The sequence below is a fragment of the Acinetobacter proteolyticus genome (genome assembly GCF_000367945.1).
Classification (GTDB): domain Bacteria; phylum Pseudomonadota; class Gammaproteobacteria; order Pseudomonadales; family Moraxellaceae; genus Acinetobacter; species Acinetobacter proteolyticus.
In genome coordinates, this window is the sequence record NZ_KB849179.1 from 2,118,615 (window position 1) to 2,136,664 (window position 18,050).

Here is an 18,050-nt window from a genome sequence, read left to right on the forward strand (position 1 = left end):
GACTGGCGCACTGACTTCGGATATGGATTATGAAATTATTACAGCGCTTTTGCCCTATGCGTTTAACGGTTGCAACCCTATTGGCAATGGGCAGCTTGTCTAGCTCGGTTGCTTTTGCTGCGGAGACAACTCAAGATCAATGGAAATTCACACTTAAAAATGCCTATATTAATCGTGACTATGACAATCCAAGCCTTAAAGATACAGGTAGCTGGTCACAAGCGGCGTCTTTATTTTACAAGTCAAATATGCAGGATACACCCCTACAAATCGCGGACAAAGCAATCACCATCGGGGCGGATGCTTCGGTGCAATATGCGGTACGTTTAAGCAAAGATAAGCATGTCGCAGATACGGTGTTGCCCTTTGATCCCCAAACCCAATCACAAGCCTCTGACTATTTAAAATATGGCGCGACCCTCAAACTGGGCTATGACAAAGCACTGCTCAGTATCGGTGAACTCTGGCTGGATCTTCCTGTGACGGCGGTAGATGCCAGTCGTCAGTTATTGGCATCGTATTGGGGCACCAATTTAAAGTCACAACTTTCTGATCAACTCTATGCAGAAATAGGCCGAGTCACGAAAGTGTCACCCCGCAATGAAGAAGATTTTCGTAAATTTTCTTTTACAGCCAATGGCAAAACTGAATATTCTGATGGTTTGAATTATCTGGATCTACGCTATCAACTGACACCATCGCTGAAGGCCGAATACTACTTTGGTAATTTAGAAGACCTCTACAATAAACACTACCTTGGGCTAGACCATACCTGGAAACAACCCAACTTCGCCCTGAATTCCAAGTTTAAATATTTCAATGCCAAAAATGACGGTAGCAACTTTGATATTGATGCCCAAAATATTGGAATACTGGAAATGCTGAAAGTGAATAATCAGTCTTTTGGTTTAGGCTATCAACAGATTATCGGGGAGTCGGCCTATCCTTTACCTGATGGTTTCCTGCCTGAAACCTATTTTATCAACTGGAATGCCACAGGCTTCTTTAAAAAGAATGAAAAGTCTTACCACCTGATGTATGGCTATGATTTTAAGGACTATGTACCTGGGCTGAATGCGATGGTGAAATATGTTTATGGTCATGACTTTAAGGCAGCCAATGGTGATAAAAACCACGAAACTGAGTCCAATATTATTGTGAACTATGCTTTTCAGCAGCCTTATCTCAAAGGCTTTGCACTGCAATACATCCGCATTGACTATGATGTGAAACATGGCAATGACTTTGGTGAAGACCGTTTATTTGTGAACTATAGTAAAAAATTCTAAGTCTTCATTTTCAGCATTTTTTTCAGCCCAAAATTAAAAAAAGGGAACTTTATTGGAGCTCTTTTAAAAGTTGGAAAATAATCAACACTAAGTGTTGAAAGTCCCTTCTCCCTTGGGAGAAGGTTAGGATGAGGGGAATTCTTTATCTAAATCCTCTCCCTAGCCCTCTCCTTTAAAAAGGAGAGGGAAATTTGATTGCGAATTCAATAAAGCTAAAAAATGACTCATGTGATAACTCTATTAAGAGTCCTTTTTTTGATTACGGCATTTACAGCAATTATTTAAATTTGTGACTGAATATAATTCTGCAAACCAATCAGTTCAATTAAACGTAATTGCTTTTCTAACCAATAAGTATGATCTTCTTCTGTATCAGAAAGCTGCTGACGCAACATATCACGGCTAATATAGTCGCCTTTTTCTTCACACAGCTTGATACCCACTGCCAATTTTTCACGGACATGGTATTCAAGTGCCAAATCCGCCTTTAAACAACTGACAACATCCGTACCGACATTAATGTCTTCACGGTTCATATTCGGTTGAGCACCAAGGAACAGAACACGACGAATGATTGAATCCGCATGAGATGCTTCTTCTTGCATTTCATGGTCAATACGCTCGTAGATTTTGCTCAGGCCCCAATCTTCGTACATTCTTGAATGAATTAAATATTGATCACGAGCAGCCAATTCACCGCCAATGAGCATATTTAAATAGTCGATGACTTCTGGATTGCCACGCATAATACTTACTCCTATCGAATGACAATATTATGGCCAAGTTACAATAGAATTGCAAAAACAAAAGTGTGTAAGTTTATGATTTTTATAAAATTAAAATGAGAAACATACGCATTTACAGTTCTAATTAGCTCAATTTATCTAAATAAAATAAGCCTTTGCATATCATTTATGGTTTTAAAAAGAGATAATCCTATTGAAAATCATTTGTTTGATTTTTTGTAACCATTAGCAATGCTTCTTATTCCGCTGATGTTTTGATCAAAAAATCATAAAAAATGACTGCTCAGCTGTTGTTTGTTTAGGCAAAATTCGGTAAATAACAGCAATCACAAAAACATAATGTGGAAACCACAATGGATAAAAGCAAACCAATTTTGGTCACTGGCGCGACGGGTTATATTGCAGGCTGGATTATCGAACGTCTGCTCAAGCAAGGTTATACGGTTCATGCCACAGTGCGTGATCCATCCAAGAAAAATAAGATTCAGCATTTGTACGATCTGGCAGATCAATCTTCTGGGAAGATTGAATTTTTTAAAGCAGATTTGCTTGAACCGCGTTCATTTGATGATGCAATGAAAGAGTGTGAAATCGTGATTCATACTGCATCACCTTTTGTGGTGACCAATTATAAAGATGCAGTCAAAGACATTATTGAACCTGCGGTGAAAGGCACAGAAAACGTATTAGACAGTGTTAATCGCACCGAGTCAGTCAAACGTGTGGTGCTGACATCAAGCATTGCTTCAACCTATGGCGATGCAGTTGAGATTCAAAATACCGCCAATAATGAATTTGATGAAAGCCATTGGAACAATACCAGTAGTGAAACCCATCAGCCCTACCCTTATTCAAAAGTTGCTGCTGAGCGCAAAGCATGGGAAATGGCTGAACAACAAAAGCGCTGGGATTTAGTCTGTATTAACCCTGCCTTAGTGATGGGGCCTTCCCTCACCGATGCCAGCCAGTCAGGTAGTATTGAAGTATTACAACAGTTTGGTAATGGCACTACCTTATTTGGTGTCCCGCCAATGTGGAATGGTATTGTCGATGTACGTGATGTTGCCGATGCACATGTCGCTGCGGCATTGAATCCTAAGGCACAAGGCCGTTATATCATTTGTGGTGGCACACTGAGCTTATTGGATATGGGTAAGGCACTTACTCAGAAATTTGGCTATAAATTCCCCTTCCCACACTTTACTGTGCCAAAGACTGCTTTTGCTTTTGTAGCACCTGTTCTCGGACATTCACGTGAGTTTGTAAAATTGAATATGGGCTATCCAATTTATTTTAATGCGCAACGCAGTGTGAAAGAGCTGGGCATTGAATATCGCGATGTGCGTGAGAGTGTCTGTGAACATTTCCAGCAATTGCTGGATGATGGTATTGTGAAAAAATATATTTAATCAAAAAGCACCTCTCAATTTCATCATTGAGAGGTGCCTCGCTCACCGTTATTTAATCTTAAATGCTTCTAAGATGTATTCACCAATATCCTTATAATGATGACCATGGTGGTCTTCTAAATAGAGCAACGTGACATATTCTTTTCTTGCCCCATGTCGACCAGCGGATTCAAGCTTTTCATAAGGTTGATAGATAAGTTTAGCAGTCTTACCTTTTTGAAATTCAACGTTCACACGACAGATTTTTTGTGAATTATTTTCAGACTCAACACTTTTCACCTGACCCAACCTTAAATCAGCATATTGATAGAGTTTCTGTCTTAATTGCCAACGTAACTCAAAATCAAGTTGAGATAGTGAAGCATCCTCTTGATCTATTTGATCGACTAAATATCGTTTTATTTGCTGATAAGCGAACTCCACCATATGATTTGGCTGATACACATTTGACTTTAACAACCCTTGATCATAAATAGAATCAGAAGCAATCAGATGATGCGGTTTCACGTGAGCGAACTGCTCAACAGCATGATCAAACACCTTGATTTCGTTTTGGACGTCTAACTGAAATTCTCTCCAGCATCTCTCTGCATCCTCATGACTTTTCTGTAGACAAGCCGACCTTTTTTGTATTTCTTGCGCTTTTAATAAATCGAAAAACAAGCGTTGTCTTAATTCAATTTTTTCCAATACAGCATTTAAAAGCTGGGTATTGACATCTTCTTGTACACTACCTAGCACTTTCGTTTGATTGCATTTAACTGCATTATCATAACGATAATAAGCAAGCATCACAAAAAAAGGAAGAATGAGTGCTAAGCAATACATGATGATTAACTTAGCACTTTCTTTATCTACGTCATCAAGCTTCATACTGCTTTAAAAACGCTAAAAACTCTTGCTCATTCAATACTCGAATGTCTAACTTCTGTGCTTTATCCAGCTTACTACCCGCTTTCTCACCTGCAACTACACATTTGGTTTTACTGGACACACTACCACTGACACGCGCACCCAAGGCTTGAAGTTTTTGCGTCGCTTCATCACGTCCCATGCTTTCCAATGTACCGGTCACCACCCAACTCTCACCATTTAATGGCTGACGCGTTGGTGCAGTCGGTGCATCCCAATGAATGCCTGCTGCCATTAAACGATCCAACACTTCGATGTTATGTGGTGCTTGGAAGAAATCAGCAATCCATTCAGCAGTAATATCACCGACATCAGGCGTTTTCTTGAGTGCTTCAATATCCGCAGCTTTCAATGCCTCAAGCGTCTGGAAGGTATTGGCCAACATGCGCGCTGTGGTTTCACCAACACCACGTATACCCAATGCATAGATAAAACGCGCCAAAGTGGTTTTCTTACTTGCCTCAATCGCATCAATCAAGTTCTGAACAGATTTCTCACCCATTTTTTCGATGGTCAATAAGGTGTCACGATGCTCATGCAAATGATAAATATCCGCCACATCTTTGAGTAGGTCGAGATGTAACAGTGATTCCACCCAACGATCGCCCAAACCCTCGATATCTAGCGCTTTACGTGAAACAAAGTGACGAATGGCCTCAATACGTTGTGCCGCACAATATAGACCACCTGAGCAACGTGCCAAGGCCTCACCTTCTGGCATCACCACAGGTGAATCACAGACTGGACAATTGGTCGGAAGATGCACCATCTCGGCATCGGCAGGTCGGAACTCAGCCCAAACCTTCTCAACTTTTGGAATCACATCACCAGTACGATAGACACTGACAGTATCACCAACACGCACATCTAAACGATGGATTTCACCAATATTATGCAAGGTAACATTAGACACCGTCACCCCACCAACAAACACAGGTGTTAAACGCGCAACTGGGGTGAGTGTTCCAGTACGCCCCACTTGCCAGTCAATATTTTCAACTTTGGTCAGTGCTGCCTGTGCAGGGAATTTATAAGCTGTTGCCCAACGTGGTTCACGACTCAAGAAACCTAATTGTTGTTGCTGTTTAAGGCTATCTACCTTAATCACCATGCCATCAATTTCAACTTTAAGATCTGGACGTTCTTGTTGAATCTGTTCATAACGTTGTTGCACTTCTTCAATCGAAGCACACAGGAATTGACGTTCTGCAATTTCAAAACCAAATCGGGTTAACCAATGCAAACTGTCATGCATGGTTTCAAGACCATGGTTAGGCTGACACTGGGCAATTCCATAAGCATAGAACGCCAACGGACGTGAAGCTGCGATATTTGGATCAAGTTGACGCAGGCTTCCTGCTGCGGCATTACGTGGATTGGCAAAGGTCTTGTCACCTTTGGCTTCTTGATCCGCATTGAGCTTTTCAAAGCCTTGCTTTGGCATCAACACTTCACCACGAACCTCAAGAAACTCTGGGATCGCTTGATGCTGACTGGATAATACTTTCGGCAGATTCCGAATGGTTTTAACATTCTGGGTAATATCCTCGCCTGTTTCACCATCACCACGTGTTACACCACGAACCAAGACACCATTTTCATACCACAGTGAAATCGCTAAACCATCGAGTTTCAGTTCAACCTCATACTGGACTTTCTGATTCGGTAAACGCTCGTCAATACGACGGGCGAAAGCGAATAGGTCTTCCTGATTAAAGACATTCCCCAATGACAGCATCGGCACTGCATGAGTCAAACTTTCAAATTTTGATAGCGCTTGACCACCGACTTTATTGGTCGGGGTATCGGCCTGAATACAGTCTGGATATTGTTGTTCTAAGGCTTTCAGCTGATGAAATAAATGGTCATATTCACTATCAGAAATGGAGGGTTGATCCATCACATAGTAAGCATGATTATGTTTTGCAATCAGTTGAATCAACTGACGCATTTGCTCAATAACTGAGTTGTGTTCCATTTAAATTTCACCATATAAAAGGGCGGAAAAACCGCCCTATAATTTTTACTAAATTTATTATAAAAGATTCATTAGACGGTTGCTTGATTTGGACGATAATCAATCACATGATGACGCCAATGCTCTTTCAACTGCGGTGTAAACTCTAAATTGTTTTCATCATAGACTTTGCCATCGACTTCACGTGCAATTAAGCCTGCAATACTGGTCATCATGTCATAACCTGTAACCGCTTTGCTATTTGGTAAAGCCAGGAAGAATGCAAGACCTTGCACTTGCTCGCCCGATAAAGTTTCCAAATCAAAACCTGCAGGACCATTATCCGTCATCCGCAATACAGAGAACATCAAGGCACTTGGCTCGTCGGTATTTTCATAACGATGAAAACACGACATTTCACCGAAACGTAGGCCGTATTTCAATAACACTTTGAGTGCTTTATCACCTGATAGGGCACGGCGTGGATTCGGATAAACATTCAAGGCAATAATCTGTTCTGCGGTTGCTAAAGCACTTTCATCATCATAGCGTTGCTGTTCATGTAAGTGCACATCCAGAATATTACTTTCACCATCAAACTCTTCAATCGCGACGGTTTCAATATTTGGATTTAGGCTGAGCTCAGTTTCCGCTTTGCTTTCCTCTGCTTTCTCTTTAGTTTCTGCTTCAGCTACTACTGTCTCATCTTTTTGAGCCGCTTCCAGCTCTGATACAGCTTCAACAACCTCATCTGCTTTAGCAGTTTGTTCGATTTCCGTCGTTTTTGCTTCAACATTCACAGCATCAACTGCTTGCTTCGCCACAGGCTCTGATTCGATTGCTTCAGTATTTAAACTTGGTTCAACACGCTCAGTTGAGGTCACCACTTCTTTTTGTAAAAGCTGGTCACGCACATGACGTGGAATCACAGGTTGCTGACTCTCAGGATTAATATGTAAATCTGCTTCTAATGATGGCTCAACTGGTTTTGGTTTTCTTAAAATCATGATTAAACCAACGAGCATAATCGCAACGGCGGCAACAATGCCTATTATTGTATTCATTTCCATACTAAGACTCCGCAACTAACCCGTATTCTTTTGCCTGTTCTAAATCGACAGTCACTAATTTTGATGTACCTGGCTCTGGCATGGTGACTCCAAGTAAATCAGTTGCCATTGTCATCGCCAATTTATTATGTGTAATGTAAATGAATTGCACTTGTTCAGAAAGCTCTTTTACCAAATTACAATACCGTTGTACATTGGCATCATCAAGCGGCGCATCAACTTCGTCCAATACGCAGAACGGTGCAGGGTTCAATCTAAAGATCGCAAACACCAAAGCCAAAGCCGTTAGGGTCTTTTCACCACCTGAAAGCAAGGCCAAGGAACTATTACGCTTGCCAGGTGGGCGCGCCATCAGTTTCACCCCAGACTGCCAATCATCTTCAAGGCTTAAAGTCGCTTCACCACCACCAAATACCTTTGGAAACAACAGTTGCAGTTCTTGATTGACCTGATCAAAGGTGGTCATAAATAACTTACGCGTTTCCTGATCAATGCTTTTCATCGCGTCTTTGAGCTGATCAACGGTATTTTGTAGATCCTGCATCTGGTGACTCAGCTCATCAAAACGCTGTGACACTTCTTCGTATTCTTGTGAAGCCGCTAGATTTACCGCACCAATTTTCTCAAATTGCTGCTGGGCTTTTTCCAGTTTCTGCTGATGATCTTTAATTTCAATCGACACATCAGATAAAGCATCTGTATTCAGTTCTTTCAATTGCTCTAAATAATGTTCACGATCTGATTTCGCCGCCTGCCAAGCCAAGCGCTTTTGCTCTAACTGCTCACGCACCTGCTCATCTTTTTGCTGTGCTTGATGGCGTTGTTCCGTCAGTTGCTGCTGCTTCTCTTGTACTTGATTCAGTTCCAGCTGCCATTCATTCCAGGTTTTTTGCAGCTTTTCGGTTTGCTGGAATTGCTGTTGGAATTGTGACTCCAAGTTGGGTAGTTCAAGCTGAATCGGATCAACAAACTTCTTGGCCTGTTCGATTTGTTCAATGATTTGACGATATTGTGTTTTTAGGAACGAGATATCTTTCTCTAACAACTCAATTTGCTGATTGGCTTGCGAAGTCTGGCGACGCAAAGCTTCACGTTGCTGCTGTTGTTGAGTCAACTGTTGTTGCTGCTCATCCAACTGCTCATTCAAGTTTTCCACCTGAAATTGCAAAGTCTTATAATTTGGCAACACCGATTCTAATTTCAATGCAAGCGCATGCAGATCAATCTCCAGATCATCACGCTGCATAGCATCTTCTTCAAGCTGTAGATCAAGCTGTTTCAGTTGATCGGCCAATTGTTGTTGCTGCAACACAAAGGCCTGTGCGGTACTTTGTAGTTTGGCAATTTGCACATCCAACTGTTGTAACTCTTTTTGCTTTTGCTTCAGACTTTGCTGTTGCTGCTGCAAGTGCTGTTGCTGCTGTTGCAAAGCCTGTAATTGCTGAGAAAATTGACTTTCCAGATCAAGCAACTGCGGTTGTTGCTGTGCCAGCTGCTGTTCAATTTCCTCTAAACGCACTTGATGACTGAGCATGCCCTGCGCAGTTTGGCTGTCTTCATCATAATGCAGCGCAATCACCCAATCGGCGCCGACATGATAACCATCCAGCGTCAAAATGGATTGTGCTTGCTGGAGATCCACTTGATATCGCAAAGCTGTGGCTAAATCTTCTGCAACCGCTACATTGGTCCATAAAGAAGATTGGGGGGCTTCGATCCAATCACTTAAATAACCATTAAATCCACCCCAGCCCTCCTTTATAAAAGGAGGGAGTTCCCCTCTTTTAAAAAGAGGGGTTAGGGGAGATTCTGTTTTTAACTGACGCGCCACACCTTCCTGAAATGACTGTTCATCATCCAGTAAATGCGCTTGCAGCCACTTAGCCAAGAACTTCTCAATAATATTTGCATGCGCTTTAGCTTGAGCGCTTAAACGTAGGCTTTGCATCAATCGAACTGCGTTTTGATCATGCTTCGGACTTTGCTTTGCGACGAGCTGAGTTAAGTTCTTTTGTTCAGCCAATAAAACCTGAATCTCAGTTTTCAAACTCTGCACATCAGCCTTCTGCAACTGTTGCTGATCTTGCTGTGTCTGAACATCCTGCTGTAATTGCTCAATTGCCGCTTCTAACGCAATTATTTCCTGTTGCAGTTGCTGCTGCAATTGTTCTAACTGCGCCTGTTCATCATCCTGAACCTGAGCACGAATCTGAGTGCTTTGCGTTTGCAAGGTCTGCTTTTGCTGCTCAATCCGCAGCACATTCTTACCCAACTGCTCAATTTGCGCTGCCATCTGCAACTTTTTCTGTTGTTGCTGATCGACTTGGGTTTTCAGTTGGTCAAATTGCTGTTGTGCTTGCTTGTATTGTGCTTGGACATCGGTAAAATTTTGCTCAGCCGTTTGTGTCTGCTGCTCTAAGGCAAGCAAACTTTCATTTTGCTCATCAAATTGAGTGCTTAAGGTTTCAACCTGTAATTCAGAGAGTTGCAAACGCTCTTTAGTTTGTACTTTCTGCTGTTCAAGTTGCAGCAAGCTGGTACTGTTTTGCTGGAATAAACTCTGTTTTTGTTCCAAGGTCATTTTTAATTCAGACAGCTTTTTCTCGGCCTGTTGCCATTCATGCTGCAACGGTGAAGACTGCTGAATTAAGCGTTGGAATAAAGCACTGGTGGCTTCAAGATCATGTTCAATGGTCTGTGATTCTGAACGGACCAATTTAAAGTTTTCACCCAGCGCGGTCATTTCAACCGTATATTCTTGTTGTAGCTTTTGACTTTGATTGGCTTGAAACGAAAGAATTTCGATTTTTAACGTACGAATCTGACCTTCTAAGGTCTTATATTGAATCGCAGCTTCAGATTGACGCTTTAAGCTTCTAAGTTGGGATTTTAGTTCAGCAGCAATATCGTCTAAACGCGCCAGATTTTGCTCAGTATGCTCTAAATGCTGCAAGGTTTCACGACGACGCGCCTGATACCGAGACACGCCTGCCGCTTCTTCAATAAACACACGCATTTCTTCAGGCTTGGCATCGACCAGACGGTTAATCATGCCCTGTTCAATCACGGCATAAGAACGCGGTCCTAAACCTGTACCCAAGAAAATATCAGTGATATCACGGCGACGGCAACGCGTGCCATTCAGGAAGTATTCAGATTTACCTTCACGGGTGACTTGGCGACGGACTGCCAGCTCGCTATAAGCATTATAAGCGCCGCCTAATTTGCCATAAGTATTGTCAAAACGAAGTTCGACACTCGCCACCCCGACAGGTTTACGTTTGGCTGTGCCAGTAAAAATGACATCCTGCATACTGCCACCGCGCAACTGACGTGCGTTGGACTCGCCCATGACCCAGCGAATTGCATCAATGACATTTGATTTACCACAACCGTTCGGCCCAACCACCGCAGTACGATTGGCCTTAAAATGTAATGTTGTACTATCGGCGAAAGATTTAAAGCCTGAAAGTTTTAAACTGCTTAAACGCATACTGCCCTAACTAGCGGCGTGAGCGTCTAGCCCAAGCCAATTCAATCTGTTTCATACGTGTCAGAGATTCCAACACAAGGTTGCGCAAGTGTCGACAAAAATCTTCCATAAATAAAGCAGCTTGTTGTGATTTTCGGATCAAAATAGCATCAATCACCAACTTAAACAGGGTAAACGATTCTTGTAGCTCTCGACGTGAGGTATTCAAGGTCAAAAAATAGCTACGGCGTAACGATGGCAGTAGTTCTTTATAGAATTGCATCAGATAGGGATTCGCCACCATTTCATGCTGTTCTGCCAGATATTTAAAGATCGCATCGTAAAATTTTTCGATATCGCCCGCACGAACAAACTCGACCAGTTGATCCAATAACGCTTGCAATTGCTCTGCTTCATTGACTCGCCACGTTTCACTAATCCGTTGCACAATGTGCCCAAGCACCATCACATTGGTATCAAATAGGGCTTTGACTTGTTGTGCTGACATTTCAGAGACGATTGCGCCACGACGCGGAAAAATTTCAATTAAATAAGTCCGCTCCAGTAACAACAGTGCCTCACGAACCGAGCCTCGACTGACATCTAATTCTTTCGCAATGCGCAACTCTTGAATGCGTTCGCCTTCAACCAGCTCACCACTAATAATTTGTTCACTAATATACTTTGCAATCTGTTCAGAAAGACTATCAGCCTCTTCGAGATTCATGAGTCCCTCGCTATCTTTGTTATACGCATTGATTCAATGCTGTTTGCGCTTTTTTGTTTTAACTGATCTCGCCCTATAAATTCTATATCATTGTCTGACAATTTTATTGCTTTTTAAGCCAATTGCGCTAAAAAATCGCAATATGATTCTCAATATGTACTAAACACTCAGTTTTTCTATATTGAATATCAAATATTTATGCTTGTAACTGATATTTAACCGCACATCTGAAAAGACATTCTCTTATCGCTTTTTAATTGATACATGTCACAAAAAATAATATTTTCATTAATAGTATCGCACTTTAAATCTCCTACTGAATTGCTCAGTACATACATAGATGAGTCATAACATGGGTGTTCATCAAGCCGTCAATATTGCCATTTTTGGACTCAGTCTCAGAACCTTAAATGAGTTAAAACAGCAGGTTCAAACGGCTGTGCCGCAACATGTCCAAATCAATTGGAGCAATATTGCCGAGCCACAGCTCGATATTCTCATGATTAACCAAGTATTTTTTGACTCCCCCAATATCAAGAGCCTACTGCAAAACAATAAAATCAATGTGCTGAAAATTGCCAATGATGTTGATAAAAATAGCGCCATCGAAGATGACACCTTATTTCTGCCCTTGAACCATCTTCATTCCTTGCATCACTGGCTGAGCCTTCATCTGGATGAACGCTTAAATCAAGTATCAGAAAATCTCGAAACTGATGATACGCCAACCTTTCATCGCAAACAGATTAAAGAGGTATTGCAAGAAATCCAGAATCCGAAAAATGGCAAGATTCAGCTGTTTGATAACCAAGGACTACTCGCCATTGCCGACCCACGCAATCAATGGCTGTGGCAACATCCTGAATTTCATTCTTTTCAAACCGACCCAAGCCTGAACTATACCTATGCCACACAGAATGATTTGCATTGGATCGTAGATGCAGCTCAGCAAGACTTAAAACAATGGCTTTGGCATTTACTTTGGACCTCTATGGATTTTGAAGAACTCTGTCCAGCTTCTGCCTCAAGTTTTTATCTGCAAGTCTGGCCACAACCCAAAAACAAGCTTGACCGCCAAGATATCTTGCGGATGTCAGCCTGTTTTGCCCAAGGCGCACAAATCAGCCTTGTTGCCCAACAACTTAACCTCCCTGAACAGAAAGTCAGGCACTTTGTTGCAGCATGCTTGGGTGCACAGTGTGGAGCACTAATTAAAGATCAACAGGCAAAATATCGCCCGCAAACTCAGCAAAGCGAAACAGAACAACATTTTATGAAAAAACTATTTGGTCGCTTACGCCATCGTTTAGGCTTTTAATCGAGGATACTTCTATGATTTTACATCAATATAAAATTGTCTTCGGTGGCACCATGGGCTCGGGAAAATCTACGGCGATCAAAGCATTGTCTGAAATTGAAGTACTGAGTACCGAGGCATTGAATACCGATACCGAATCCCATGACAAATTACTGACCACTGTTGGTATTGATTATGGTGAGCTGACCTTGGACGATGGTGTAAAAGTAGGTTTATATGGTACGCCTGGGCAGGATCGATTTGATTTTATTTGGGCAGTGATCTGTAAAGGCGCAATTGGCACTATTGTGATGATTGACCACGCTGCTGAAAATCCTTTACTGGATTTAGAGCAATATCTTCAGGCGTTTCAGCCCTTTGGTCATAATATTGTGATTGCAATTACCCATATTGACCGCATGCCAGAACGAACCTTATCCATGTATCGTGACTGGCTGGCAGCCAAAGAACTGAATTATCCGTTGTTCTTTATCGATGCACGTCAGCAAGATGATGTACTTCTTCTGGTCGAAACTTTGATTGCCACCATTGAAGTACATTATGGTCTTACTCACTAAAAAAATTAGATCAATCCTTTATAAATAAAGTAACTGCCAACGACCACCAACAGGCCTGCAAAACATTTTTTCAGCATAGCCGGTGATAAACGATGTGCAACTTTGGCACCAAATTTTGCAGTGATAAAACTCATCACACTAATCCCCAAGAAAGCATAGATATGCACATAGCCAATGGTATTCGGCACTTCAATCTGTTCTTTAGCGCCAAACCACATAAAACCAATTGCCCCCGCCACTGCAATCGGTAAGCCACAGGCTGCAGAGGTCGCCACTGCTTTTTGCATCACCACACCATGTCGATTGAGATAAGGTACGGTGAGACTGCCACCCCCAATACCAAAAATCGCGGATGCCACACCAATGCCGCCACCCGCAGCAAGCTGTAACGCTGCAGACGGAAGATGACGGTTTGGATCAACCACCGCATTTGCCCCTCTAAACATCTTATAGGCCATCCAAACCGCAAATACCCCAATCACCAACTGTAAATGTTGCCCTGACATCAGATCGGCCACACCCGCCCCTAGAAATGAACCGAGCACTAAGCCTGGTGCTAGATTTCGGAACACCGGCCATAACACCGCCCCTTTTTTATGATGTGCCATCACCGAACTGATCGAGGTCACAATAATGGTTGCCAATGAGGTTCCAACTGCAATATGCATAATCACATTCGGGTCATAATTCATTTGGGTGAACACAATATATAAAATTGGCACAATAATTAAGCCACCACCCACACCGAATAGCCCCGCAGCAAATCCAGCAATTGCGCCAATCAGCAAATATATGATTAACTCCATAAACACATGACCACTCTACTTGTAAAAATGATGGATGATTTCGAAACCCGCCAGCTTCAACAATTATTGAACGCAAAAAATCAATATCCAGAAGTGGTGCTCCTTAAAACAACCACAACCTCGACCAATGATGATATGCGTGAAATTGCGCAAAAAGGCATGACGACAGGATTGGTATGCAGCGCACGGCAAACACAAGGTCGCGGTCAACACCAACGACAATGGGCCTCCCCTGAAGGCAACATTTATTTAAGCACACTGATTCAAAGCAATACAGCACTGGACGGTCGCCTTGCTCTTGAAGTTGCACTGAATATTCTACAAATGCCAAGCTTGTACGGCTTAACATTACAGGTCAAATGGCCAAATGATTTATATAGCCCACAAGGCAAATGGGGTGGAATTTTGGTTGAACCACTTTCCCCTCACCAAGCGATTGTCGGCGTCGGTATTAACTTAAACACGCCCCCTGTAGACAATGCAGATCAACCCATTACCTCTCTAGAGATGCTCGGTTTAGCCCACATTGATCGTTTAACCCTGATTGCTGAACTGTATACCGCAATCCAGCAGGCAGCACAGTGGTTTGAACATGGTAGTTATAACTTAGCAGAACGCTTTAATCATCATGCGATCTGGCTGAATCAACAGGTTGAATTTGAACATACTCAAGGTAAAGTTCAGGGCCTTTTTCAAGGAATTTCCAATGACGGTGCGGTACTGATCAAAACGGATCAAACCCAACAATTCTATCAAGGTCGTTTACGTCTCGCTTCGATTTGAGGAAATGATGATTCTATGAAAAGTTTATGGCTGGATATCGGCAATACCCGCTTAAAATATTGGATCACTGCACATGATCAAGTCATTGAACATGCTGCCGAATTACACCTACAATCCCCTGCCGATTTATTGCTCGGCTTGATCCAACACTTCCGCCATCAAAATTTAAGTCGTGTCGGGATTTCTTCAGTTCTGGATTCGGAAAATAACCAACGTATTCATATGATTCTCGATATTTTGGATATTCCAATCATTTTTGCCAAAGTCCATGCTGAATATGCAGGTCTCCACTGTGGTTATGATGTCCCAAGTCAACTGGGGATTGACCGCTGGTTACAAGTCTTGGCCATGGCAAAGCCAGATGAAAACTTCTGTGTGATTGGCTGTGGCACTGCCCTCACCATTGATCTGGTCGAAGGATTGCAACATTTAGGCGGCTATATTCTGCCGAACTTGTACCTGCAACGAGACTCACTGATTCAAAACACCAAAGGCATTAAGATTCCAGATTCTGCTTTTGACAATTTAAAACCTGGTCATAATACGGTCGATGCCGTACATCACGGTATCTTGCTGGGCTTGATCAGTACCATTGATCAAATTATGCAGCAATCCCCTAAAAAGCTGATCTTGACTGGCGGTGATGCTACTTTATTCGCCAAGTTCCTTAGCCATTATCAACCACGAGTTGAATCCGACTTATTGCTCAAGGGCTTACGCCACTATGTTCAACTGAACTCAGCTTTGAGCAAAGTTTGAAGTGCCTGCAATAATTCTGGAAACTCCTTAAAACCATCTTCTGCACGAAAGTGCCCAGCTTGAGCCACCTCAATCAGTTGGGCATTGAGTAAATTAGAAAATTTAAAAGTGAGTGGTACAGGGATGACAGGATCATTACTGGAAAAGAAAACCAAACGCCTCTGGATATTAGCCCGCAATAACCCACTTTCAAAAGGAGAGTGTTCAAGAAGGCTGTTAAACTCGGGATGTTGAGGGATCGGATCATTAAAAGCAGCAATAAAAACCCCTGCCTTCAATGTCATTTGCTTTAGTTTTTTTGCTAGAAATTTGGCTACGGCAACACAAGATAAACCATGCGCGACTACAATACTCTGCTCATTCAACCCCTTGAGTTGTGCTTCTAAGCAGGTTTGCCAAATCTCAGCTTCAGGATGATTGGCATCAGCGAGAAAAACTCGCTCAACCCTAATCTCTTCGCTTTTCAGCTGTTGTTCCAACCATGCATACCAATGCTGTTCTGGATCAGCATTTTCACAATGCAGAATAAATACGCTATTCTTTGAATTATGTGACATATTTAACACTACTTTTCAATGTAAAACATAGACTTATTTTTAATTCTCTTCTTTTTAAAGCACTTTGAATGTTGATGTTTTGTATTAAATTCATACAACACTCTCGCATTAAAAAAGGCGCATCAAGCGCCTTTTTAGGAAGTATAGAACTTACTTTTTCTGGTCATTACTGCCAAATAAAGGTCCCATATTTCCGCCACCACCAAATTGCTTTTGCATATTACCTAGTGATTTCAGCATTTTGCTCATACCCGATGGATTCGCGAATTTCTTCATCATCTTCGCCATTTGCGCCTGTTGCTTGATCAACTTATTGACCTCAGCCACATCCATCCCACAACCTGCTGCGATACGTTTTTTACGGCTTGGATTCATCAAATCAGGATTACGACGCTCTTTGATCGTCATCGACTGAATGATGGCTTCCATACGCTTAACTTGCTTTTCAGGGTTGGCTTTTTCAATTGCATCCTGAATGCCTGCATTACTCATACCAGGCAACTTATCCAAGAAGCCCATCATGCCGCCCATTTTGCTCATTTGCTCAAACTGCATCAGCATATCTTCAAAGTTGAAGGTTCCGCCTTTCTGCAATTTTTTCGCCATTTTTTCGGCTTTTTCTTTGTCGATTTTACGTTCAACTTCTTCGACCAAAGAAAGGACATCACCCATACCCAAGATACGTTGTGCAACACGATCTGGATGGAATGGTTCTAATGCATCTAGCTTTTCACCAATCCCCAAGAACTTGATTGGCTTGCCTGTGATGGCACGAACAGAAAGTGCCGCACCACCACGCGCATCACCATCGGTTTTAGTGAGGATCACACCAGTTAAAGCCAAAGCATCATTAAAAGCCTTCGCTGTATTGGCAGCATCCTGACCGGTCATCGCATCGACAACGAATAGGGTCTCGGTTGGTTTGACCGCAGCATGTAATTCTTTGATCTCGTCCATCATGTCTTCATCGACATGCAGACGGCCCGCAGTATCGACAATCAAGACATCCGCGAATTGGATTTTCGCTTGCTCAATCGCACGATTCACAATATCAATTGGCTTTTCAGTTGCTTCTGAAGCAATAAAACCCACACCAACTTCATTGGATACGGTTTCTAACTGCTTGATCGCTGCTGGACGATACACGTCGGCAGAAACGGTCATGACTTTTTTCTTTTGGCGCTCTTTTAGGAAGCGCGCTAATTTTGCAGCCGTTGTGGTTTTACCCGCACCTTGCAAACCTGCAAGCAGGACAACAACAGGTGGTTTTGCACTTAAATCCAGTGTTTCATTGGCCTCACCCATCATCTTGGTGAGTTCATCATAGACAATCTTTACAAATGCCTGACCAGGAGAAAGCTGAGTCATGACTTCTTGACCGAGCGCTTCTTCCTTAACCTTCGCGATAAATTCACGAGTTACAGGTAACGCCACATCGGCTTCAAGAAGTGCCATACGTACTTCACGTAGGGTATCTTTAATATTGTCTTCGGTCAGCTGCCCTGAGCCAGTAACATTTCTTAAACTCTGTGTGAGTCGTTCTGTTAAGGTATCAAACATTGCGAAATCCGCTTAAAATGGCTAGTTGCAAAAAAATCTTTCTTAAAATAGAAAATTTATGCATAAGATGCTATAGGATACTGTAGTTCGAAGCGAATTTATATCTTATATGGTGAATATTATTCATC

At 42.2% G+C, this 18,050-nt stretch carries 15 protein-coding genes; 6 read left to right on the top strand and 9 right to left on the bottom strand.

Annotation, left to right across the window (positions count from 1 at the left end; translation table 11 throughout):
• Positions 1–29: 29 nt before the first annotated feature.
• Positions 30–1,289, top strand: coding sequence for an OprD family outer membrane porin (locus F993_RS07170; protein ID WP_004655330.1), 1,260 nt, complete (start codon positions 30–32; stop codon positions 1,287–1,289).
• Between the two features lie 281 nt (positions 1,290–1,570).
• Here F993_RS07170 and ftn read toward each other — a convergent pair whose 3' ends face one another.
• Positions 1,571–2,035, bottom strand: coding sequence for a heteropolymeric bacterioferritin subunit Ftn (gene ftn, locus F993_RS07165; RefSeq protein ID WP_004655332.1), 465 nt, complete (start codon positions 2,033–2,035; stop codon positions 1,571–1,573).
• A gap of 353 nt (positions 2,036–2,388) precedes the next feature.
• Between ftn and F993_RS07160 the strand changes: the two genes are divergently transcribed.
• Positions 2,389–3,444 carry an SDR family oxidoreductase gene (locus F993_RS07160; protein ID WP_004655334.1) on the top strand — a complete coding sequence of 352 codons (1,056 nt, stop codon included), beginning with the start codon at positions 2,389–2,391 and terminating at the stop codon, positions 3,442–3,444.
• 48 nt (positions 3,445–3,492) lie between these two features.
• On the opposite strand, the gene F993_RS07155 is transcribed toward F993_RS07160, so the two are convergent.
• The 5 genes from F993_RS07155 to F993_RS07135 form a co-directional block, all read right to left on the bottom strand.
• Positions 3,493–4,317: a hypothetical protein gene (locus F993_RS07155; protein ID WP_004655336.1), complete on the bottom strand. Its 825-nt coding sequence runs from the start codon at positions 4,315–4,317 to the stop codon at positions 3,493–3,495.
• Positions 4,307–6,334 carry an NAD-dependent DNA ligase LigA gene (ligA, locus tag F993_RS07150; RefSeq protein ID WP_004655338.1) on the bottom strand — a complete coding sequence of 676 codons (2,028 nt, stop codon included), beginning with the start codon at positions 6,332–6,334 and terminating at the stop codon, positions 4,307–4,309. The genes F993_RS07155 and ligA overlap by 11 nt, the downstream gene beginning before the upstream one ends.
• Before the next feature lie 71 nt (positions 6,335–6,405).
• Complete coding sequence (locus F993_RS07145; RefSeq protein WP_004655340.1) at positions 6,406–7,383, bottom strand: cell division protein ZipA C-terminal FtsZ-binding domain-containing protein; 978 nt, start codon at positions 7,381–7,383, stop codon at positions 6,406–6,408.
• 1 nt (position 7,384) lies between these two features.
• Entirely contained in the window at positions 7,385–10,876 is a 3,492-nt protein-coding gene (gene smc, locus F993_RS07140; RefSeq protein ID WP_004655343.1) for a chromosome segregation protein SMC, read from the bottom strand.
• 10 nt (positions 10,877–10,886) lie between these two features.
• Positions 10,887–11,582 (bottom strand): GntR family transcriptional regulator, encoded by a 696-nt coding sequence (locus F993_RS07135; RefSeq protein WP_004655345.1) that lies wholly within the window; start codon positions 11,580–11,582, stop codon positions 10,887–10,889.
• A 352-nt stretch (positions 11,583–11,934) separates the two neighbouring features.
• Here F993_RS07135 and F993_RS07130 point away from each other — a divergent pair, with 352 nt between their 5' ends.
• Together F993_RS07130 and F993_RS07125 are read left to right on the top strand one after the other, a co-directional pair.
• A complete protein-coding gene (locus F993_RS07130; protein ID WP_004655347.1) occupies positions 11,935–12,900 on the top strand; it encodes a hypothetical protein in 966 nt (321 codons plus the stop codon).
• A gap of 14 nt (positions 12,901–12,914) precedes the next feature.
• Positions 12,915–13,457, top strand: a complete 543-nt coding sequence (locus F993_RS07125; protein ID WP_004655349.1) for a GTP-binding protein — start codon at positions 12,915–12,917, stop codon at positions 13,455–13,457.
• 5 nt (positions 13,458–13,462) lie between these two features.
• Here F993_RS07125 and F993_RS07120 read toward each other — a convergent pair whose 3' ends face one another.
• Positions 13,463–14,263 (bottom strand): sulfite exporter TauE/SafE family protein, encoded by an 801-nt coding sequence (locus F993_RS07120; RefSeq protein ID WP_004655351.1) that lies wholly within the window; start codon positions 14,261–14,263, stop codon positions 13,463–13,465.
• 6 nt (positions 14,264–14,269) lie between these two features.
• Here F993_RS07120 and F993_RS07115 point away from each other — a divergent pair, with 6 nt between their 5' ends.
• Entirely contained in the window at positions 14,270–15,046 is a 777-nt protein-coding gene (locus F993_RS07115; protein ID WP_004655353.1) for a biotin--[acetyl-CoA-carboxylase] ligase, read from the top strand.
• A 15-nt stretch (positions 15,047–15,061) separates the two neighbouring features.
• Positions 15,062–15,805, top strand: a complete 744-nt coding sequence (locus tag F993_RS07110) for a pantothenate kinase (protein ID WP_004655355.1) — start codon at positions 15,062–15,064, stop codon at positions 15,803–15,805.
• Here the strand turns inward: F993_RS07110 and F993_RS07105 are convergent.
• Positions 15,775–16,362: an RBBP9/YdeN family alpha/beta hydrolase gene (locus tag F993_RS07105; protein WP_004655356.1), complete on the bottom strand. Its 588-nt coding sequence runs from the start codon at positions 16,360–16,362 to the stop codon at positions 15,775–15,777. The two genes, F993_RS07110 and F993_RS07105, sit on opposite strands and share 31 nt — an antisense overlap.
• A gap of 150 nt (positions 16,363–16,512) precedes the next feature.
• On the bottom strand, positions 16,513–17,922 hold the full coding sequence (gene ffh, locus F993_RS07100) for a signal recognition particle protein (RefSeq protein ID WP_004655358.1): 1,410 nt from the start codon (positions 17,920–17,922) through the stop codon (positions 16,513–16,515).
• Positions 17,923–18,050: the final 128 nt, after the last annotated feature.